Annotated in this window: 22 protein-coding genes; 13 read left to right on the forward strand and 9 right to left on the reverse strand. The window is 64.1% G+C overall.

Translation table 11 applies throughout. The annotated features are described in order from the left end of the window. Positions 1–64: 64 nt before the first annotated feature. The 6 genes from BLP96_RS01895 (at position 65) to BLP96_RS01920 (ending at position 4,570) form a co-directional block, all read left to right on the forward strand. The gene (locus tag BLP96_RS01895; protein WP_089682487.1) at positions 65–1,099 is read left to right on the forward strand and encodes a GlxA family transcriptional regulator; all 1,035 of its coding nucleotides are present in this window, start codon (positions 65–67) and stop codon (positions 1,097–1,099) included. A 25-nt stretch (positions 1,100–1,124) separates the two neighbouring features. Further along, positions 1,125–2,354 (forward strand): RNA polymerase sigma factor, encoded by a 1,230-nt coding sequence (locus BLP96_RS01900; protein ID WP_089682488.1) that lies wholly within the window; start codon positions 1,125–1,127, stop codon positions 2,352–2,354. A gap of 75 nt (positions 2,355–2,429) precedes the next feature. Further along, positions 2,430–3,269: a YciI family protein gene (locus BLP96_RS01905; RefSeq protein WP_089682490.1), complete on the forward strand. Its 840-nt coding sequence runs from the start codon at positions 2,430–2,432 to the stop codon at positions 3,267–3,269. Beyond that, positions 3,266–3,640: a YciI family protein gene (locus BLP96_RS01910; protein ID WP_089682493.1), complete on the forward strand. Its 375-nt coding sequence runs from the start codon at positions 3,266–3,268 to the stop codon at positions 3,638–3,640. Before BLP96_RS01905 ends, BLP96_RS01910 begins: the two co-directional genes overlap by 4 nt. Continuing rightward, a complete protein-coding gene (locus BLP96_RS01915; RefSeq protein ID WP_089682495.1) occupies positions 3,637–3,990 on the forward strand; it encodes a DUF1428 domain-containing protein in 354 nt (117 codons plus the stop codon). The genes BLP96_RS01910 and BLP96_RS01915 overlap by 4 nt, the downstream gene beginning before the upstream one ends. 103 nt (positions 3,991–4,093) lie before the next feature. Further along, complete coding sequence (locus BLP96_RS01920; protein ID WP_089682497.1) at positions 4,094–4,570, forward strand: AAC(3)-I family aminoglycoside N-acetyltransferase; 477 nt, start codon at positions 4,094–4,096, stop codon at positions 4,568–4,570. 126 nt (positions 4,571–4,696) lie between these two features. Here BLP96_RS01920 and BLP96_RS01925 read toward each other — a convergent pair whose 3' ends face one another. Next, entirely contained in the window at positions 4,697–5,602 is a 906-nt protein-coding gene (locus BLP96_RS01925; RefSeq protein ID WP_089682598.1) for a cation diffusion facilitator family transporter, read from the reverse strand. Positions 5,603–5,815: 213 nt separating this feature from the next. Between BLP96_RS01925 and BLP96_RS01930 the strand changes: the two genes are divergently transcribed. Beyond that, entirely contained in the window at positions 5,816–7,522 is a 1,707-nt protein-coding gene (locus BLP96_RS01930) for a methyl-accepting chemotaxis protein (protein WP_089682500.1), read from the forward strand. Positions 7,523–7,653: 131 nt separating this feature from the next. Here the strand turns inward: BLP96_RS01930 and otnC are convergent, their stop codons facing one another. The 6 genes from otnC to BLP96_RS01960 all read right to left on the reverse strand — a co-directional run bounded on the left by otnC (position 7,654) and on the right by BLP96_RS01960 (position 14,165). Continuing rightward, entirely contained in the window at positions 7,654–8,301 is a 648-nt protein-coding gene (gene otnC / locus BLP96_RS01935; RefSeq protein ID WP_089682502.1) for a 3-oxo-tetronate 4-phosphate decarboxylase, read from the reverse strand. Beyond that, positions 8,298–9,578: a 3-oxo-tetronate kinase gene (gene otnK, locus BLP96_RS01940; protein ID WP_089682504.1), complete on the reverse strand. Its 1,281-nt coding sequence runs from the start codon at positions 9,576–9,578 to the stop codon at positions 8,298–8,300. Before otnK ends, otnC begins: the two co-directional genes overlap by 4 nt. Positions 9,579–9,599: 21 nt before the next feature. Next, complete coding sequence (locus tag BLP96_RS01945; protein ID WP_089682506.1) at positions 9,600–11,090, reverse strand: tripartite tricarboxylate transporter permease; 1,491 nt, start codon at positions 11,088–11,090, stop codon at positions 9,600–9,602. A 15-nt stretch (positions 11,091–11,105) separates the two neighbouring features. Further along, entirely contained in the window at positions 11,106–11,576 is a 471-nt protein-coding gene (locus BLP96_RS01950; RefSeq protein ID WP_089682507.1) for a tripartite tricarboxylate transporter TctB family protein, read from the reverse strand. 124 nt (positions 11,577–11,700) lie between these two features. Next, a complete protein-coding gene (locus BLP96_RS01955) occupies positions 11,701–12,672 on the reverse strand; it encodes a Bug family tripartite tricarboxylate transporter substrate binding protein (protein WP_089682509.1) in 972 nt (323 codons plus the stop codon). 59 nt (positions 12,673–12,731) lie between these two features. Next, the gene (locus BLP96_RS01960; RefSeq protein WP_089682511.1) at positions 12,732–14,165 is read right to left on the reverse strand and encodes an NAD(P)H-dependent oxidoreductase; all 1,434 of its coding nucleotides are present in this window, start codon (positions 14,163–14,165) and stop codon (positions 12,732–12,734) included. A gap of 218 nt (positions 14,166–14,383) precedes the next feature. Between BLP96_RS01960 and BLP96_RS01965 the strand changes: the two genes are divergently transcribed. Beyond that, positions 14,384–15,160 (forward strand): GntR family transcriptional regulator, encoded by a 777-nt coding sequence (locus BLP96_RS01965; protein WP_245682125.1) that lies wholly within the window; start codon positions 14,384–14,386, stop codon positions 15,158–15,160. Positions 15,161–15,235: 75 nt separating this feature from the next. Here BLP96_RS01965 and BLP96_RS01970 read toward each other — a convergent pair whose 3' ends face one another. Further along, on the reverse strand, positions 15,236–15,574 hold the full coding sequence (locus BLP96_RS01970) for a hypothetical protein (RefSeq protein WP_089682514.1): 339 nt from the start codon (positions 15,572–15,574) through the stop codon (positions 15,236–15,238). 265 nt (positions 15,575–15,839) lie between these two features. Between BLP96_RS01970 and BLP96_RS01975 the strand changes: the two genes are divergently transcribed. Both BLP96_RS01975 and BLP96_RS01980 read left to right on the forward strand, forming a co-directional pair. Further along, on the forward strand, positions 15,840–17,390 hold the full coding sequence (locus BLP96_RS01975) for a glutamate synthase-related protein (RefSeq protein ID WP_089682515.1): 1,551 nt from the start codon (positions 15,840–15,842) through the stop codon (positions 17,388–17,390). Between the two features lie 94 nt (positions 17,391–17,484). Continuing rightward, a complete protein-coding gene (locus BLP96_RS01980) occupies positions 17,485–18,318 on the forward strand; it encodes an AraC family transcriptional regulator (RefSeq protein WP_089682517.1) in 834 nt (277 codons plus the stop codon). Here BLP96_RS01980 and BLP96_RS01985 read toward each other — a convergent pair. Continuing rightward, entirely contained in the window at positions 18,304–18,894 is a 591-nt protein-coding gene (locus BLP96_RS01985; RefSeq protein ID WP_089682519.1) for a LysE family translocator, read from the reverse strand. The genes BLP96_RS01980 and BLP96_RS01985 overlap by 15 nt on opposite strands. 125 nt (positions 18,895–19,019) lie before the next feature. On the opposite strand from BLP96_RS01985, the gene BLP96_RS01990 reads away from it, so the two are divergent. The 3 genes from BLP96_RS01990 to BLP96_RS02000 are packed head-to-tail and all read left to right on the forward strand — an operon-like array spanning position 19,020 to position 20,564. Further along, positions 19,020–19,490, forward strand: a complete 471-nt coding sequence (locus tag BLP96_RS01990) for a GFA family protein (protein WP_089682521.1) — start codon at positions 19,020–19,022, stop codon at positions 19,488–19,490. Between the two features lie 16 nt (positions 19,491–19,506). After that, the gene (locus BLP96_RS01995) at positions 19,507–20,202 is read left to right on the forward strand and encodes an O-methyltransferase (protein ID WP_245682126.1); all 696 of its coding nucleotides are present in this window, start codon (positions 19,507–19,509) and stop codon (positions 20,200–20,202) included. A 44-nt stretch (positions 20,203–20,246) separates the two neighbouring features. Then, positions 20,247–20,564, forward strand: coding sequence for an antibiotic biosynthesis monooxygenase family protein (locus BLP96_RS02000; RefSeq protein ID WP_089682524.1), 318 nt, complete (start codon positions 20,247–20,249; stop codon positions 20,562–20,564). Positions 20,565–20,620 lie beyond the last annotated feature (56 nt).

Raw genomic sequence — 20,620 nt, forward strand, 5'->3', positions numbered from 1 at the left:
CAGGTTACGGCGATATCGCTGCCACCACGCTGGCGCATCGCGCCGCAAACGGGGGTTTTCTGCCATGTCTGAGCTTGTCCAACCCTCCTGCTCGGCGTTGACCGTCGCGCTGCTGGCCGGGCCGGATGCGACCGCCTCCACGCTGTATGGCATGTACGATCTGTTCGGCTCGGTGGGACGCGACTGGGAGTTCCTGATGAGCGGACGAATGGGGGAGCCGCTGCTCGCGCCGATGATCGTGTCGCGCGATGGGCGGGGCTTTCGCGCCGCCAATGGCGCCTGGATCGAGCCGCATGCCCGCCTGGCCGACTGCCCGGCGCCCGCCGTGGCGTGCATTCCCGACTTGTTCGTCGCGCCCGATGCCCCGCTCGAGGGATATGCCGAGGAAATGGCCTGGCTGCGTGCCTGCCATGGCCAGGGGGCGATGCTGGCCGCTGCCTGTACGGGAGCGCTGCTGCTCGCCGAGGCCGGCCTGCTCGACGGCCAGGATGCCACCACTCACTGGGCCTACTGCGAGGCGCTGGCGCAACGTCACCCGCGGGTGCGGGTGCATGCCCGCCGTACCCTGGTGGTCAGCGGGGAAGGGCAGCGGCTGATCATGGCCGGCGGCGGTACCTCCTGGATCGATCTGGCGCTGTTCCTCGTCGCTCGGCTGGTGAGTGCCGACGAGGCCATGCGCTTGGCGCGGATCAACCTGATCGACTGGCATCACGACGGCCAGCTTCCCTATGCGGCCCTGAACAGCACGCGTCAGGTCGATGATGCTTGCATCGCTCGCTGCCAGATATGGGCGGCCCAGCACTACGATACCCACTCGCCGGTGGCCGGCATGGTCAAGCTCAGCGGGTTGACCGAACGCTCTTTCAAGCGCCGCTTCAAGGCGGCTACCGGCATGACGCCCATGGAGTACCTGCATACCTTGCGACTCGAGGAGGCCAAGCAGATCCTGGAGAGCAGCGCCGAGCCCATCGAAGCGGTGGCCGAGCAGGTCGGCTATGCTGAACCGAGTTTCTTTCGCCGCCTGTTCACGCGTCGCGTGGGTCTCACCCCCAGCCAGTATCGGCGGCGCTTTCGCAGCATGCGGTTACGCTTGCAGTGAACGTCCGGACTAGCCCTTCATCGTCATGAACCGCGAACCCGATATCGAACGACTTTACCAACAGCACTCGCGGCGCGTGCTGGCGACCCTGATTCGTCTGCTCGGCGATTTCGACATGGCCGAAGAGGCCATGCAGGAGGCCTTCATGGCTGCCGTGCAGCAGTGGCCGGAGCAGGGCATGCCCGACAACCCCGCCGCCTGGCTGATCCGAACCGGGCAGCGGCGTGGCATCGATCAGATTCGGCGCCGCCAGACCACGCGCCAGCATGCCCATCTCGTGGTGCCCGAAGAGCCCGTGGCGAGCCTCGACGAGCGAAGCATCCAGCACGACCCGCTGCGACTGCTGTTCACCTGCTGTCACCCCAGCCTGGCCCTGGACGAGCGCGTGGCGCTGACGCTGCGCGAGATGTGCGCCCTGACCACCGAGCAGGTAGCCAGAGCGCTGCTGCTCAAGCCCGCCACCCTGGCCCAGCGCATCGTGCGCGCCAAGCGAAAGCTCAGCGATGCGGGCATTCCCTACGAGGTGCCGGATGCCCGGGAATTGCCGGAGCGCTTGCCGGACGTCCTGCGCGTGATCTATCTGGTGTTCAACGAGGGGTATTCGCGGACGGCCGGCGAATCGCTGCTCGACGTCAGCCTGTCGGGCGAGGCCATGGAATTGGCCGAGGCGCTGGCTCGGCTACTGCCGCGGGGCGAAGTGTTCGGGCTGCAGGCGCTGATGCGGCTGCACGATGCCCGGCGCGATGCCCGCCAGGGCCCGGACGGGGAACTGATTCCCCTGGAGGAGCAGGACCGCAGCCGCTGGGACCGGCAGCGCATCCGCGAAGGCCTGCTCGGCCTGGAACGGGCACTGGCGCTCAGCCCCACCGGACCGTACACGCTGCAGGCCTCGATCGCTGCCGAACATGCCCGCTCGCCGAGCGCCGAGGCGACCGACTGGGCACGGATCGTGAAGCTCTACGAGGCGCTCTACCAGCAGCAGCCCTCGCCGGTGATCGCGCTCAACCGCGCAGTGGCCCTCGCCATGCGCGACGGCCCGCAGGTGGGCCTGCGCCAGCTGGAGACGTTGGAGGGCCACAAGGCGATCGTCAACTACCACCTCTTCCATGCCGCTCGGGGCGACCTTCATCGCCGCGCCGGTCAGCCTCGCGAGGCCCGAATCGCCTATGAGCGCGCCCTGGCGCTGAGCGTCCAGGAGCCGGAGCGGCGCTTCCTGGAGCGTCGTCTGGGCGAGCTGGATCAGCCGGAACGCTGAAAATTCGCCTTCGTTGTCGATTCGTCCGCGCCTCGTGCGACTCGAGGAAGCAACCAGCCGATGAAGGAGTAACCGATGCGATACATGTTGATGCGCAAGGCCGACGAGGCGACCGAAGCCGGTGAGCTACCCAGCCAGGAAGTGCTCGAAGCCATGGCGGACTATAACCGCCGGCTGGACGAGGCCGGTCTGTTCGTTACCGGTGACGGCCTGCGACCGAGCCGCGAAGGCTGCCGGATCGAACGACGCAATGGCGAGCTGCTGGTCACCGACGGCCCCTTTGCCGAAACCAAGGAGCTGCTCGCCGGCTACACCGTACTCGAGGCGGACTCGCTCGAGACCGCCATCGAGTGGGCCAGACAGTGGCCTCGCGAGGACGGCGACGTCACGCTGGAGCTGCGCCGCTACTTCAGCCTCGAGGATTTCGAACCGGGGCACGGTCTGGATAAGCATCTCGACCAGGCTCGTCTGCCCAGCGAGCTCAACGTGCACCTGTGCTTTCCCGGCAACTGCCGCGAGGCGATGGCCTTCTACGCCGAGGTCACCGGCGGTCGGCTGGAGGCGCTGGTCACTTACGGCGAGACCCCGGCCGCCCAGGACACACCTTCCGAGCTGCATGATCGCATCATCCACGCTTCGCTCAACGTGCGCGGCCGGCGGTTGATGGGCGCGGACATGGCCGGCGACTGCTACCAGGCGCCGCAGGGAGCCCAGGTGCACCTCGAATACGAGGCGCTCGAACAGGCCGAGGCGGTGTTCCAGCGGCTGGCCGAGGGCGGCCAGGTCACCATGCCCTTCGACGCCACCTTCTGGGCTCGGGGCTTCGGCATGGCCACCGACCGTTTCGGGGTGCACTGGATGATCGGCTGTCAGACCGGACGCTGTCCGATGAACGACGAGGAGAGCGAATCATGAAATACGCCGCGTTGGTCTACTACCAGGAGCGCCTCATCGAGGCCATGAGCGAACAGGAGTGGCGCGACCTCAACCAGGAGTGCCTGGCCGGGGTAGAGCGCCTGACCGACCAGGGGCACTTTCTCGCCGGCCAGGCCCTGCAGCCGGTGGAGAGTGCCGCCAGCGTGCGCCTTCGCGATGGCGAGGTGCTGATCTCCGACGGTCCCTTCGCCGAAACCAAGGAACAGCTCGCCGGCTTCTACCTCCTGGAGGCCCGCGACCTGAACGAAGCCGTGCAGCTGGCCAGCCGCATTCCTCCCGCCCGCTTCGGCACCACCGAGGTGCGTCCGGTACGGGAACTACCCCCACGCGATACGGGAGCAGAGTCATGACTTACGTCGATGGATTCGTCGCGGCGGTGCCTACCGCCAACCGAGAGCAGTACATCAAGCACGCCAGCGATGCCGCGGCGGTCTTCAAGGAGCACGGTGCCCTGCAGATGGTGGAATGCTGGGGTGACGACGTGCCGGACGGCAAGGTCACCTCGTTTCCCATGGCGGTGAAATGCCAGCCGGACGAGACGGTGATCTTTTCCTGGATCACCTGGCCTTCGCGGGATGTGCGCGATCGAGGCATGGCCAAGGTCATGGAAGACCCGCGCCTGCAGCCCGATGCCAACCCCATGCCCTTCGACGGCAAGCGGCTGATCTATGGCGGCTTCGAGGTCGTCGTGGACGAATGACTCCGGGTTCTGCCGATGCCGGACGGAGGTATGCTGCCATGCCGAGGGTCACCCCTTGCCTTTGCTTCGACGGACAGGCCAGGTAGAAGTCCAGGAGACTGTCATGGCTGCTCGGGATGCCTTTCGTCTGCATCGCCTTACCGCGCAGGACGTGCCGATGATGCACGCGCTGCTGACCACCTTCGGCGAAGCCTTCGACGAGGCGGAGACGTACGGCAGCGCTCGTCCTGACGATGCCTATCTGCGCCGGCTGCTAGGCAGCGATACGTTCATCGCGCTGGCCGCCCTAAGCGGGAATGACGTGGTAGGGGGCTTGACCGCTTATGAGCTGATCAAGTTCGAGCAGGCACGCAGCGAGCTCTATATCTACGATCTGGCGGTGGCCGAGGCCCATCGCCGCCAGGGCATAGCCACCGGTTTGATCCAGAAAATCCGGCAAATCGCCTTCGAGCGCGGCGCCTACGTGGTCTTCGTGCAGGCGGACAGGGGCGACGCTGCGGCCATCGCTCTCTACTCGAAACTGGGTGGTCCGTGCGAAGACGTGCTGCATTTCGACATTCCGGTCACCCATGAGCGGTGACCGCGCAAGGGCGATGAGCCGTTCGGTATCGAGCTAGCCCTGCGCATGCGTTCGAGTATCGACGCATGAAGGGCTCTCAGGCAACGCATGGCTCACCGGTCGAGGCGGGGGCCCTGCGAGTACGCTTCAGACCCAGCGCGGATCGGCGGTGAAGGCTACCGTGAACCAGCGTCGTTCCGGCGGCGGTGTCAGGCCGGATGCGATCTGCTCGCGGATCTCGTCCATCACCGCGACTCCTTCGCCGACGGCGAACTCGGGCGTGGTGACGATGTGGATCTCGATGAAGTGGCCGCGCCCGGTCTTGGCCACGTGACTGGTGTATTCGAGCAGCCCGTCGCGCGTCATCACCGGCGCCATGGCAGCGTGCACCTCGCTGTCCAGTTCGCCGGGAGCGATGAGGAACACCTCGCGCAGGGCTCGGCGCACGATGCCGATGGGCACCGGCATGAAACACAAGGTGAGAACCGCCAGCAGCAGTGAATCGACGTAGCGGGTGAAATGTGCCCAGCGCGTGGTTTCCAGTATCAGGGCAATGGCGAAGGCCACTAACAGCGCCGAAGTGATCAGTGCCGCCATCAGCCAGCTTTGGGCGTCGATGCGCAGGAATTCCGAATCGACGCGGCGATTGATGCGTTTTTCGTAGGCATGCATGGCAAAGCAGACCAGAGCGACCACCGCGGCGTAGACGATGGCCAGACCGAAGGTCAGCTCGCGGCCACCTTCCAGCAACCCCAGCACGGCGTTGAGGAAGGCATAGAAGCACAGCAGCAGCAGAATGCTGCCGTTGAGTGCAGCCACCATGGGTTCCAGGTGCCAATAGCCGTGCTGAAAGCGCTCGCTAACCTCACGTTCCGCCAGGCGTGCCACCAGCAGCGCCAGACCCGACATGGCGGCATCGATGGTCGAGAATACCCCGTCGAAGAGAATCGATTGCGATCCGGCGAGCAACCCCAGCGTTACCCCCAATGCCGAGACCGCGAGGGTCGCGACGATGGAAATCTTGAGAGTGCGCTGTTCGAGTGACGCGAGCATGGAGGCCATCCGCCGATTGACAGCTTCTCATCCTAGCCAAGTGCGGGCCCGGGGAGAACTGAACGTTCCGACGTCGCTGGGCATGCAGCCGTTGGATCACGGTCGGGTGTTAGCCAAACGTCGTAGATCGACGCCATCCCCTCAATCTTTTGTCGTATCTGCCGATACTCATTAGACCGCTAAGAGTGAAGACAGACGAGCCACGGGGGAACGATGAAGCATTTATCCATCAAATGGAGCTTGACGGCAGCGCTGGCAGTATTGGTGCTGATGATCGGGCTGATCAGCGGGTTGAGCTTTTATTCGAGCAGCACTAGCCAACGTGCGCTTCATGAACTCGAGAAAACCAACATTCAGCTGGCCAACCGGGCGAACCGGGCTCAGGTGAACGTGCTGCGTGCTCAGACCCACCTGGACCGTTATGCCAGCCTGAGCACCCAGGGCAATTCCGAAAAGGGGCGCGAGAACCAGGAACTGGCCAAGGAAGCGCTGGCTTCGGCGCGCGAGCGACTGGCTGCCTTCCGTGACGTGTCGGTCGCCCCGGACGACCCGCGTGCACCCTATGTGGCGGCGATCGACGAAGCGTTCGATGCCTACGTGAACGAAGGGCTCGAACCGCTGATCGACGAGACCCCTTTTCGCATCACGCGCAGCCAGGAAGAGCTGGCCGAGCTGGGCGTCGCGCTCGACAAGGCCATGCGCGAGTTCATCGACGATTCCGAGCGGCACGGCGGGGCCATCATCGACGAGGCCGCTGGCGTGAGCCGGGTCATCGGCATCATCGGTGTCAGCCTGTTGGTGGTGGCCGTACTGGCATTCCTGGCGATCCGCTATGCCATGATGCGCGTGGTGGTGACACCGCTGCGACGAGCCGTCGAGCATTTCGAGCGCATCGCCGATGGCGACCTCACCGAGCGGGTCGAGGATCGCGGGCGCAACGAGATCGGCCAGCTCTATCGAGGCCTGGCGAATATGCAGGACAAGCTCAAGGGGCTGGTGGTGTCGTTGCGTAGCAGCAGCGACAACGTCTTCATCGGTGCCGGGGAGATCGCTTCGGGCAGCCAGGATCTCTCCTCGCGGACCGAGCAGCAGGCCTCGGCGCTGCAGCAGACGGCATCCAGCATGGAAGAGATGGCCAGTACCGTGCGTACCAACAGCGAAACGGCCCAGGAAGCGGACAAGCTGGCCACGTCGGCGTCGCAGACCGCCGAAGCCGGCGGTCAGGAAGTCGAGCGTACGGTGCAGGTGATGCGCGAGATCGCCGCAAGCGCCAATCGCGTCAACGAGATCATCGGCGTGATCGACTCCATCGCCTTCCAGACCAACATCCTGGCGCTCAATGCCTCGGTGGAGGCGGCTCGCGCCGGCGAGCACGGTCGCGGTTTCGCCGTGGTGGCCGAAGAAGTGCGCAAGCTGGCCAGCCGCAGTGCGGAATCCGCCAAGGAGATCCGCGGCCTGATCGAAGCGACCACTTCGCAGGTGACCAGCGGCGCCGAGCAGGCCGAGCGCAGCGGTACCACCATCGGCGAGACGGTCGAATCGATCCGTCAGGTCACTGCCCTGATGAGCGAGATTTCGACCGCCACGCGGGAGCAGAACGGCGGTATCGAGCAGATCAACAGCGCGCTCACCGAAATGGACTCGGTCACGCAGCAGAACGCGTCACTGGTTCAGCAGACCAGCGCCGCCGCCGCCTCGCTGGAAGAGCAGGCCAAGCACCTGGCCGGCTTGATCGCCACCTTCCGCATCGACGACCGGGAAGCATCCGCGGCGCAGCCGGCAGCCCGGCTGACGCATCGGACCAGCGACTCGTCGTCACGCCAGGATGACCACGCACCGGCTAGCCGCGAAGTCGACCCCAAACCTCAGCCGCGCCACAAGAAGCCCGCGGAGGACGTCGAGGAGTGGACCGAGTTCTGATCGGCGAGGCGTTCAGTCGCCGGACCGGCAGTGCCACATCGGTGTTGCCGGTACGGGACGATTTGAACTCGGTGGGGGTAGTGTTTTCACGCCTCGCTACCGATTCATCGAAACCGAGCTCCGAGAGGTATTCAATCCCGGGGAAAGCGAGCCTCGAGCTCGGCGACCTGCTCGGGGGTCAACGTGCGCGGGTTCTTGCCTTGCAGCAGCAAGAACAGCTTGGCAGTCTCCTCCAATTCCTCGGTGGCGTAGACTGCGGCCTCGAGGCTCTTACCGGCCACCACCGGGCCATGGTTGGCCAGTAGCACGGCGCTGTGGCGGCCGGCCAGGCCGCGTACGGCATCGCCCAAGGTGGTATCGCCGGGCACGTGATAGGGCACCAACGGCAGCCGGCCCACGCGCATCACGTAGTAAGCGGTGAGCGGCGGGATGCAGTCGCAGGGATCGATGCCTGGCAGGCAGGAAACCGCCACCGAGTGGGTGGAGTGCAGGTGCACGATGGCGCCGGACTGGGGGCGCTCCTGGTACATCGCCGTATGCAGGAAGTGTTCCTTGGTGGGCTTGTCTCCGTCGATGAGTTGGCCGTACTCATCCAGACGCGAGATGCGCGCTGGGTCGAGGCGTCCCAGGCAGGCATTGGTGGGCGTCATCAGCCAGCCGCCGTCATCGAGTCGCACGCTGATGTTGCCGCTGGAGCCCATGGTCAGGCCACGATCGAACAGCGACTGGCCCAAGGTGGCGATCTGTTCGCGCAGTGCATTGACGGCTTGATCGCTCATGGCAGAACCTCGAAGGCTCGGGTGAAGAAGTCCGGGCCACCGAAGTTGCCCGACTTGAGGGCCAGGGACAGCGGTGCCCCCCGGCTTTGCAGCGGCGCTTGGGTCCAGGGCACACCAGGGTCGATCTGGTCGCCAATGCGCAGTTGGCGGATGCCCAGCGCCGAGACCACAGCCCCAGAGGTTTCCCCCCCGGCGACCAGCAGGCGACCCACTCCCTCGTCAACGAGAGTTCGTGCCAGTTCTCCCAAGGCATGCTCCACCAACTCGCCAGCGCGTTCGACTCCCAAGGCCGTCTGGGCGATTTGGACTCGCTCGGGATCGGCGGAGGCGTAGATCAGCACCGGGCTTTCGTCGGCGAGTGCCTCGCGGGCGAAGGCCAGGGCCTGGGTCAGGTGTCTCTCATCTTCGGCCAGTTTCAGTGGATCCAGGGCGAAGCCGGGATGCAGCTCAAGGAAGTGGGCGACCTGGCCTAGAGTGGCCCGTGAGCAGCTCCCCGAGAGTACGAGGGCGCTGCCGGTGGCTGGGGAGAGTCGCCCCGGTTCTGCCACTTCGGCCAGCCAGCCACGGTGGCGGTACTGCGCGGGTAGTGCCTGCCCGAGCCCTGATCCCCCGGTAACCAGCGAGTGGTCCACCACGGCTTCTGCCAGCACCTCGAGGTCATCTTCGTCCAGAGTGTCGCAGATCACGTGGCGCACCCCTTGGCCGGCTAGAGCCTCCAGGTGTGAGCGGGTCGCCGCGGCCCCCTGGGCCAGCATCGGTCGGGCGGCCAGTCCCACTGCATGCGGGGTCTGGCGGCCCAGCACTCGCACCAGGTCGGCATCCGTCATGGGTGTGAGCGGATGGTGTTGCATGCCGCTGTCATTGAGCAGTCGGTCGCCGACGAAGAGGTGGCCTTGGTAGACGGTGCGCCCGTTGAGTGGAAAGGCCGGCACCATCACCGTTTGCTTCGCTTCCAGCCGTTCCAGCAGGGCATCGGCCACAGGCCCGATGTTGCCGGCCTCGGTGGAGTCGAAGGTGGAGCAGTACTTGAAGAAGACCTGCCGTGCGTCCTGGGTCCGCAGCCAGTCGAGCGCTGCCAGGGCATCGGCTACCGCGTGCTCCGCCGGAACGGAGCGAGACTTCAGGGCCACGATCACTGCATCGACCTCATCGAGGGGCAGGTCGGCCTGCGGTACGCCGATGACCTGCACGCAGCGCATGCCAGCACGCACCAGATTGTTGGCGAGATCCGTGGCGCCGGTGAAGTCGTCGGCAATGGCACCCAGCACTAATGTCATGAATGTCTCCGCTAGTCAGTGTTAGGTCGTTGCCGCCTTGATGCGCCAGCGCTTGCGCAGGGGCACGATGATGGCTGCTATCAGCAGCAGGCATGAGATCGCAATCAGGGTGGCGCTGATGGGACGCGTGAAAAAGATGCTGAGGTCGCCCTGGGACATGGCCAGTGAACGCCGCAGTTCGCTCTCGGCGATGGGGCCGAGGACCAGCCCGAGAATGATCGACACCAGCGGGAACCGGATTTTTTCGAGCAGGAAGCCGAGCACGCCGAAGCCCAGCATCAACCAGACGTCGAACATCGAGTTGCGTACCGAGTAGGTACCCACGATGCAGCACATGACGATGATGGGACCCAGAGCCGAGTAGGGGATGTTGAGCAGTCGGGTGAACAGCGCGATGAAAGGCTTCGAGAAAAGCAGGATCATGAAGTTGACGATGAACAGGCCGGCGAACACCGCATAGATCAGGTCGCTGCTGGTCATCATGAACATGGGGCCCGGTTGCAGGCCATGCATGATGAAGGCACCCAGAATGATGGCCGTGGTACCGCTGCCGGGAATGCCCAGGGCGAACAGCGGGACCAGTGCTCCCATGGCAGCCGCGTTGTTGGCGGCTTCCGGGGCGGCGATGCCTTCCGGTGCCCCCTTGCCGAACTGCTCGGGATGCTTGGACCAGCGAACTGTCTCACTGTAACTGACCATGGCGGCGGTGCTGGCGCCGATGCCGGGCAAGATGCCGATGATGACCCCGAGCAGGGACGACCGGGAGAGCGTGATACCGATCCGTCGCAAGATGGGCATATCGAAGATCTTCACGCTGACCTTCTTGAGCGGTTGATGGGTCTCCTGGCCCAGGGTTCTCTTCATGACCTCGGAGACCGCGAACAACCCCACGATGACCGGGATCAGGCCGACGCCTTCTGCCAGGTGCAGACTCCCGAAGGTGTAGCGGCTGGTGCCGGTGAGGGGGTCGATGCCGACGCTCGCGATCAGCAGGCCGAGAGTGGCGCCAATGAGGCCGAAGATCAGTCGACCACCTAGCGATGCCACCACGGTGAGCCCGAGGATTGCCAGGGCGAAGTACTCGGGCGAGGAGAACTTGAGGGCCACCGAGGCGAGCAGGGGGGTGAAGATGATCAGCGCAACGGTTCCCACCAAGCCGCCGATGGCCGAACTCAGTACGCCGATACCCAACGCTTTTCCGGCCTGCCCCTGTTGGGTCATCGGGTAGCCGTCGAAGGCGGTCATTACCGCTTCCGGCGTGCCAGGGGCGCGATAGAGGATGGCGGTGATCAGGCCGGAAAAGACCGTCGAGCCGTAGATGGCAGTGAGCAGCATGAAAGCGGCGGTTGGGTCCATGCCATACGTGACCGGCAGCAGGATCACGACCAGGATGACACCACTGATGCCGGGCAGCGCGCCGCCGATGAAGCCGATGAAGACGGCCGACGTCAAAATCAACAGGTTCATGGGTTGGAGAACCACTGCCAACCCGCTCAGGAAACTCTCGAACATCATCAATCCTTCAGGTCAAGGCAGCGGAATTCCCAGCAGGAATGCGAAGACGCCCTGAATGAGCACGACGGCAATGGCCACGGTGGCCAGGATGGCAACCCAGTGGCGCGCCCCCAACAGCCAGGTGCAGAGCACTGTGAAAACGACGGTAGCCGGGAGGAAGCCGATCCTCTGCATCAGCAGTGTGTAGGCTAGTGTTGCGGCCATGATCCACCAGTGACGGGTCGCCGCGAGGGAGAAGCGGCGTTGTGCCGTGGGCTCGTCTTCTTCAGCTTCCTTGGTCCGGCTTCGGTGGGTATTGCGCCAAGTCGTCACAAGCAGGAAACCACCCAGCACAAGCAAGGTGACGAGCAGACTCAGCGGCCAGAGCCGTGGGCCGATGAATGTCGAAACCTCTTCGGCACTGGGAAGCTGCAGCGTGGGAACGAGTGCCACCAGCGCGAGCAGCAGGATGGCAAAGGCGAAAAGCGTTACCTTGGCTTGCATGGTCGAGCCCGGTCGTGAGGTGTGCCATCCGCGGTAAGAGGGCGGCGGCACTAAGGGTGTCTGGTTGGGCCGTGGCTGGCCCGGCGGGCCAGCCACGATCCTCTCGCTCAGGAGGGGCTGGGCCTCAATTCTGCTCGAGGAGGCGCTTGTAGAGCTCGAGATTCTCCTCCAGCTTCTGGCCGTAGGCGTCACTGCCCAGCCAGCCTTCACGGTAGTGGAGGTTTACTCGCTCTTCGTACTCCTGATAGGCGTCGGAGTCATAGACCTCTTTGAAGGCAGACTCGAGTTTGGCCACGATCTCGTCGGGCGTTTCGGCATTGACGAACACGCCGCGTTCGTTGCCGTCGGTCAGGTTCCAACCGTTCTCCACGGTGGTGGGAATGTCCGGGAAGTTACCCAGGCGCTCCTCGGCGAACACCAGGATCGGCATCATGTCGCCCGACTCCATGTAGCTGAGAATCGAGCTGATCTCGCCGAACATACCGTCGATGTTACCCCCCATCACGTTGGCCGAGACACTGCCTTCTTCATCGTAGGGAATGAAGTTGATGTCGAGTCCAGAGGCATCGCGGAAGGACAGGAAGGCCATGCGATCCGGGCTGGCCGCGTGGGTGCCGCCAATGATGACCTCGCCGGGGTTCTCCTCGGCGTGAGCCATGAAGGACTCGAAATCAGGATATTTGTCGGGATCGACAATCAGCGTCATGACGTCCGACTGCATCCGGGCCACTGGCGTCAGTTCGTCGAGACCGGTCGGATTCTGGCCTGCCGCGAGGGAGGTCACCAGGGTCGAGGAGGCGAAGTCGAGCGTGTGGCCATCCGGCTCGCTGTTGGCAGTACGCTGGTGGGCCAGAGCGCCGGAGGCCGATGGCAGGTTGATCACGGTGGACTGGACGCCCAGCACTTCTTCCAGCATCGGCTTCACGGTACGCGTGAAGTTGTCGGTTCCTCCGCCTGCACCGGCAGCCACCAGGAACTGCAGGGGCTTGGAGGGGAAGTCGGCCGCAGCATCGCTGCTGGCAATCGCGGCGGTGGTGCTACCCATCAAGGTCAGGCCGAGAGAGCTGGCGGCGACGAGAAAATGCTTCTTGAACATGACATGCTCCTGTGATGGTTGTTATGACGGTGTTCATGGATGGGTGAATGAGCTTCCGGTCAGGAAGTTGGCGTGGCGGAGGACTCCTTCTGTTGCGTGAATGACGGCCTGTCAGGGAAGAACAGCGTGTCCTGAGCCTGGCGCAGTCGATGCAGATGCGAGTCGGACAGGGTGATATCCGCCAGGGTGATCGGCTGGCCGGCGGTTACGTGACGGACGATTTTGGCGTCCGGGAGGAGGTAAAAGGGCACCGGGGACGCGCTCGACAACGGAGCCGCGGGGTGGACTTCCGGTCGTAGTCCTTCGATGTGGCGATGATGCCCCTTCATCTCGAGACGCTGGCCGGGCTTGAAGGCCTGCGTGGTACGGGCAATCAGGTCGACATGCGGCTCGGTGGCGGGACCGCCTCCGGAAGGCAAGCCTTTATGCACCGCATCCAGTAGCGAGATTGGGGCTTCCAGACCCAGCAGGTGGCGAGGGAGGTATACCATCGCGGCTTTGCCGCTACGGCTCAGCACATGCCCTTTGCCGTGCAGCAGTTCCCAGGCCTCGGGGTCTTCGCAGCGGACGATGACGAATACCCCTCCCGCGAAGCTGACTTCATCGGGCCGACGCAGACAATTGAAGACTTCCAGTCGTCCGGTGCCCTGAAGGACCCCCCCGAACTCCTGCAGATCGAGCAGGCTCGGAACCTCATGGGTCCGCAAGACCATGGCATGAAACTCGGCAGTGTCGGGCACCAGGCCGGTGGCGTTGGCCACGTTGGTCATCTCGCAGAGATCCGGGACGGATATCTGGGGGATGGCTGACAGCACCTCACTGCGGGCCTGGACAGTGTCGCGCTCTTTCTCCTGGGGCAGTGTCCACAGGGGGGCCAGTGCCTGGGCCGAGTAACGGCTGCCGTTGCACCAGACGGCACCGTCGGCCTCGTCCCAGATGAAGTCATATTCGCTGCTTTTACCAGCAGCCACGATCTCGAAGCCCAGAGTCTGCGCCCAGGTCACCAGTCCGATCAGCAGGCTGGGCTGGTCGCCGTCGAGCGGGGTAAACAGCCGATCATGCTGCTCGGCCAGTCGCGTCAGGTAGGGGCCAACGACTGACTCGGTCTCCTTGGTCGCGATGCCGACGTGTTTGCCGGCGAGAATCGCGGTTTCGGCATGATGGGCGCCAACGCTTGGTATACCAGTTGATTCGACCAGAATGTCGAACGGGAGCTCCTTGACGGTTTCCAGGCTATCCGCAGCGAGGTAGTGGCCCGAATTCCAGGCTTTCTGGGCATCGTTAGTAGAATGGCATACCGTAATTTGTTCATTGGGTACGCCCGACAAGCGTAGCGCTTCAGCCGCCGTCTCGGGGTTCACGTCGATTGCGATGCGTGCGGACAGGGCGCGCATTTGGCGAGCCTGGCGCAGAATGCCGCGTCCGAAATCGCCGGCACCTGCCACGCAGGTTTCGACAATTCTTTCAGAATCAAAGTATTGCAAATAGTTCATGTGCGCAAACTGTCCCCGGTATGAGTCGGGCGTCACTCCTGGCAGTCCTCAAGGATCATCCAGGTGGTGGGCCAGTGATCGTTAGGAAGCAATGTAGTGGTATGCCATTTTGAGGGTCAATGTCATGGGATTGAGACTTTGGTCGCATCGTGATGATGGATGGATTCAAGTATCTGTAAAATAGATGTTTTCTAGCTGAGTCCGGAGAGGCTGGCCATTTGAAAGGGCGTTATTGGTATGCCATTCTTCCGCAATACGGAGGACTCAGTGCGATGAATCAGATGCAAGTCGCGGAACAGACGAGTCGTGCAGGGCTTGTGGAGAAGGTCGCTAACTACCTGCGCGAGCACATCGTGATGGATCACTTTCAGCCAGGGCAGCGACTGCCCGAGCGCACCCTGGCCCAGGAGCTGCAGGTATCGCGCACCCCCATGCGCGAGGCCCTCAAGATCCTGGCTACCGAGGGGCTGGTGGTGATATCGCCGCACCGTGGTGCCGTGGTTGCCGATGTCAGCCCGGCAGACATTAAAGAGAAGGCCTACGTACTGAGCGTCCTGGAGCAAGGGGCGGCGGAACTGGCCTGCGTGAAGGCAACAGATGACGACATCGCCGAGCTGCAAGCGTTGCACTATGAGATGAAAGCCGCTTTTCTGCGTCGCGATCGGCAGAATTACTTCAGGCTCAACCAGGAGATTCATAACCGGATCGTCTCGTTATCGGGCAATGCCTCGCTGGTCGAAATCCATGCCAACCTGAGCCGTCAGCTGTATCGGGTGCGTTATCTCTCCAACCAGAAGAACGACAAGTGGTCCGTTGCCATGGCGGAGCATGAGGCCATCATGGCCGCACTGGAAGCGCGTGATGCCGAGCGTATCGGCCAGGAGCTGCGCAACCACCTGGGCAAGACCTGGATCAAGTACGCCAGTGATGATGCAACAGCTCCTGAGAAAGGCGGTGATAGTGGTAAGGAATTGGTCGAGGGTGAGTCGCCTTGACGTCCTGAACCCATGCCTCCGCAAAAAGGGCCTGCAATCTCGCAGGCCCTTTGCTTGACGGTGTGAGCGTGACGTTCAGGCGGCTCCAGAATCCTCCTGAAAGTGTTCTCTGGCATGGTGATACAGCACGCCGCTATAGCCGTTGCGCTGCATGAGCTTGAGAATCTTGGCGGGGTCGCGGTCATCGAGTGCCTTGTGCAGTTTTTCCCGCTGCTCGGTGTCGAGCGCTTCGTACCAGTGGTAGGGCTCGCCCTTGGCGTCGCCTTCCTCGGCCTTGCGCAGCAGGTCGATCTCGATGCGTCCACCATGCCGGTACAGGATGTCATAGCCCTCCTGCAGGTGGTCCAACGGCACGTCGCTCGGTTTTTCCAAGCCTTCCAGCACGTTGTAGTAGTAATAGCTCAGCGGTTGCATAGGGCTCCTCCAGCGGTATGCCGTGGCTCATCGATTCCTGCTTGCATTGCTCGGTTCCATCTTGCCTGAGACATGGCGACCCGCTCAATTGCTGCGGTGAGTCGCACGCTTCGATGCGCTCGCCTGGGGCTCGGTGGGTCGTCGCGGAACGGCAGGGGAGAGGGATCCAGCGTTGACGGCTATCGCCGTAATAGTTGGAAGCGAGTGAGCTCCTATCCCAGACTGACGGAACCGCTTTCGTTTTCTCGGACCAGGAGCCAGCCATATGAGCCAGCCGGTCATCGCCGACAACAAGCCCAGGAAGGTCACGCTGAAGCGAGGCAAGGAGTATGCATTTTGCGTGTGCGGCCGTTCGAACGACCAACCCTTCTGCGACGGCTCCCATCAGGGGACGGGGTTCGCCCCCAAGACGTTCGTGGCCGAGGAGGATGGCGACGCCTTTCTCTGCCAGTGCAAGCAGACTGGCGACGCCCCTTTCTGCGACGGCACGCACAAGCAGTTCGGCAAGGAGCTGGTGGGCCAGGAGGCGCCCGAGCCGGAAGCCGACGAAGGCGAGAACCAGGCACCCAAGGCCAGGAACAGCGAGGAAGAGCCCACGGTGGAATTCATCCACCAACTGGCCCGGGAAGGCCTGGAGGGAGTGGGACGCCACGGCCCCATCGCTGCCATGGGGGTGCCGCGCCACACCCTGCCGGAGTGGGATGACCTTCAACTGATGGTGGCCCAACTGGCTACCCAGCCGCTGCTCGACGATGCCGAGGTGGCCACCCAACTGGTTGTCGGTCCCGAGGCCAAGAGACCGCTGACGCTCGACATGCCGCTGCTGGTTTCCGACATGAGCTTCGGCGCGCTCTCCGAAGAGGCCAAGATCGCCCTGGCTCGTGGTGCCGAGAAGGCCGGTACCGGCATCTGCTCGGGCGAGGGCGGCATGCTGCCGGAAGAACAGCAGGAGAACTCCCGTTACTTCTACGAGCTGGCCAGCGCCAAGTTCGGCTACGAGGAAACGCTGCTCGAGAAGGTGCAGGCCTTCCACTTCAAGGGCGGCCAGGGTGCCAAGACCGGCACCGGCGGCTTTCTGCCGGGTAGCAAGAACGTCGGCAAGATCGCCCAGGTGCGCGGCCTGACCGAGGGCCAGCCGGCTCAATCGCCGGCCACCTTCGAGGACCTGCATAGTGTGGCGGACTTTCGCCGCTTCGCCGATCGCGTTCGCGAGGTCAGCGGCGGCATCCCGGTGGGCTTCAAACTCAGTGCCAACCACATCGAACGCGACATTCAGTTCGCCCTGGATGCCGGCGCCGACTATCTGATCCTGGATGGTCGCGGCGGCGCCACCGGGGCGGCCCCGACGATGTTCCGCGACCACATCAGCGTGCCCACCATTCCGGCGCTGGCGCGTGCTCGGCGCTACCTGGATGCCCAGGGCGCCAGCGGGCGCGTCACCCTGATCGTCACCGGTGGATTGCGGTTGCCCATCGACTTCGTCAAGGCGCTGGCGCTCGGGGCCGATGGCGTGGCCATCGCCAACAGTGCCATGCAGTCCATCGGCTGCGTGGCGGCCCGCATCTGCAACACCAACAATTGCCCCGCGGGCATCGCCACTCAGCGGCAGGACCTGCGCCAGCGCCTGGATGTCGACAAGTCGGCCAGGCAGCTCGATACTTTCCTGCGCGCCTCGGTCGGGCTCATGCAGATGATGGCCCGCGCCTGCGGCCACGACAGCCTGGCCAAGCTCAATGCCGACGACCTGGCCACCTGGAACCGCGACATGGCTCTGCTCAGCGGGGTGCGTTACGCTGGAGCGATGCCGTTGGAGTGACCGGCGGCGTGCCGTGAGTGACGGCAACTTGGCTAGCGTTGCCGGTCCTCATCGAGCCGATGTCGATAGTGGCGTGCCTGACAGGAAAGTGCCGATGAACGATGCCAGCTTACCTCGCTTCTGGCGCGATCCCCGCCTGCCCCATCTGGAGCTGCGCCTGGTCGAGGACGGCCGCAAGGTGTGCTATGCGCCCCACAGTCATGTGCAGTGGTCGCTGGGCGCCGTGACGGCCGGAGAAAGCACCTTCCACTACCGGGAAGCACGCTATCGCATCCACGCCGGCAGCCTGGTGCTGATGAACCCGGAGTGGGTACACGCCTGCAACCCCATCGACGACGAGCCCTGGGCCTACCGCATGCTCTATGTGGATGCCGACTGGCTGACTCGGCTGCGCCATGCGGCGAGGTTGATCGAAGCGCCGCACTGGCAGGACATTCCCACCGCGGTGGTCGCCGAGCCCGAGTGGTACGCCGGCTATGTGGCGATGACCGACGCCCTGCTGGATCCGCAGCGCGACCTGCTGGACAAGCAGAGCGAGGCGGTCGAGTACCTCTCGGCGCTGATGCATCATCTGGCCGGTCAGCCGGCCTGGCCGCGGTCGCTGCCTCCGGCCATCCTCCGCGAGCTGGCCGCCTATCTCGACGAACACGCTGCGCAGGAGGTCTCTCTGGATGACCTGTGCCAGCGCTCCGGCTACAGCCCCGGCCACCTCATCCGCGCTTTCAAGCAGCACTTCGGCCTCACGCCCCATGCCTACCTGATCAATCGCCGCATTCAGTTGGGCCAGCGCGAGCTCAAGCGCGGCAGGCCCATCGCCGAAGCGGCGCTGAACGCCGGCTTCAGCGACCAGCCGCACTTCCAGCGCACCTTCAAGCGGCTGGTGGCTGCCACGCCGGACCAGTACCGCCGCCCGCTACCCGAGCAGTAGATAGACGCAGCTGGCGGCGAGCAGCACCGCCAGGGTCCGGTTGATGGCAACCAGGACACCGGGGCGCTGCACATGGCGGCGCAGGAAAGCACCGGCATAGACCCAGCTGCCCAACGACAGCCAGCAGATGGGCAGATAGAGGGCGGCGAACAGCCACACCAACCCGACATCGCCACCGGCGTAGGCGCCGATACCCGATGCCGAGGCCAGCCACGCTTTGGGATTGAGCCACTGCATCAGCGCGCCGGTCATGAACCCCGGCGCTCGCTGGGTCTCGTTCTCCGGCAGGCGGCCATCGTCGCGGAACAGGCGCAAACTCAGGTAGAGCAGAAACGCCACTCCGGCCCAGCGCAGGGCGATTTCCAGGCCCGGCACCACGATCAGCAGCGAATAGAGTCCCAGGCCCACGGCAATGAACAGCGCGACGAAGCCCAGGGTGGCTCCGGTGACGAAGATCAGCCCCCGTGCGATGGGGTAGCGGGTGCCGCTGCTCAGGCACACCAGGTTCACGGGGCCTGGTGAAATGGAGGCCGCAAGGGCAAAGGCCGACATCGGTAGGATCATGGCAAGGCTCATCGTCATTCTCCGGTAAGGGCAAGCGGTGGCTCGAGTCTGGCCGGCGAAGCTGCGGCGGTATTGCACGAAATTGCCCTGAGCCATGACTAGACTGGGGGCAGACACGTGCAACAGGAGGAACGGCCATGCAACTCGCAGGCTCCTGCCACTGCGGCGCAGTGCGCTTCCGCGTCGACTCTCCGCATCCTTATCCCTACCAGCGCTGCTACTGCTCAATCTGTCGCAAGACGGCCGGAGGCGGCGGTTACGCCATCAACCTGAGCGGCCGGGCCGAGACGCTCGAGGTCGAAGGCGCCGAACACAAGAGCATCTACCGGGCGGTGATCGATGGCGAAACCAGCTCCGGCGAGCGTCACTTCTGTCGGCACTGCGCATCGGCGCTATGGGTGTTCGATCCCCACTGGCCCGAGCTGGTGCACCCCTTTGCCTCGGCCATCGACGGCGACTTGCCGATCCCGCCCGAACGGGTTCACCTGCTGCTGGACAGCAAGGCCAACTGGGTGGACGTCGATGCCAGAGAACACGACAAGTGCTTCGACGGCTATCCGGAAGAGAGCATCGCCGACTGGCACCGGCGTTTGGGTCTGGAATGCTGACCGCTGACGAGAACGCGTGGCTTTGCAGAGGTGCACGGCTTGGCATAGTCTGAAACATCCAGGCTCCGGCAACGGGCCAGGGAAGGACACGGTCACGGAACACAGGGACGCAAGAACGATGCAAGCCTCCGACTCGATTCTCGAAAACCTGCTGTCGGAACTCGAAGCACTGGGAAGCCGGAACGACGCCGTTCAAACGCAGAAAGACAAGCGATACCTGAACATCACGCGCGATACCGGTGAGTTCCTGGCGCTGCTGGTCAAGGCGGTCGGCGCCACAACGGTTCTCGAAATCGGCACCTCCAATGGGTATTCCACGCTGTGGCTGGCCTCGGCCGTGCCGGACGAGGGCCAGGTCCATACCATCGAGCACCAGGAGGCCAAGGCCAGGGAAGCCCGCGACAACATCGAAAGGGCGGGCATGGCCTCTCGCGTGACGCAACTGGTAGGCGATGTCAGGCAAGCGCTGTCCGCCGTACCCGAGACGGTCGATGTCATTTTCCTCGACGCGGACAGGTCCCTGTATCTTCCCCTGGCCGATAGGCTGTTCGCGCGGTTGAAAGCCGGTGGGCTGCTGGTCTGCGACAACGCCATCTCCCTCGAACGGGAAATCCGCGACTTCGTCGCCTGGATCGAAGCGAACGAAGCGCTCACCATGTCGCTGGTTCCCGTCGGCAAGGGGGAGCTGCTGGTGTACAAGGAGGCTGAGTAGCCGTCACCCATCTCCATCGGTCAACGCAATCCTGGGGCTCACCCATGTCCGATATCGCCAATACCCCTGAACCGCCTTACTACGCCGTGATCTTCAGCAGCCATCGCACCGAAGGCGATCACGGCTACGGTGCCATGGCCGAGCGCATGGTGGCGCTGGCCGCCTCGCAGCCCGGCTTTCTCGGCATCGAGTCCGCCCGCGAGGGGCTGGGCATCACCGTCTCCTACTGGGAGAGTCTGGAAGCCATCAAGAACTGGAAGCGGCACGCCGAGCACCGCGAGGCCCAGCGGTTGGGACACGAGCGCTGGTATGCCGATTTTCGGGTGCGCATCGCCAAGGTGGAGCGCGAGTACGGCATGTAGCGCGTGCCCCGGCGGATTTTTTGCCGCCGCCCAAGACGAGGCGCGTCGAAAACTGG

The organism is Billgrantia gudaonensis, from assembly GCF_900100195.1.
GTDB lineage: Bacteria > Pseudomonadota > Gammaproteobacteria > Pseudomonadales > Halomonadaceae > Halomonas > Halomonas gudaonensis.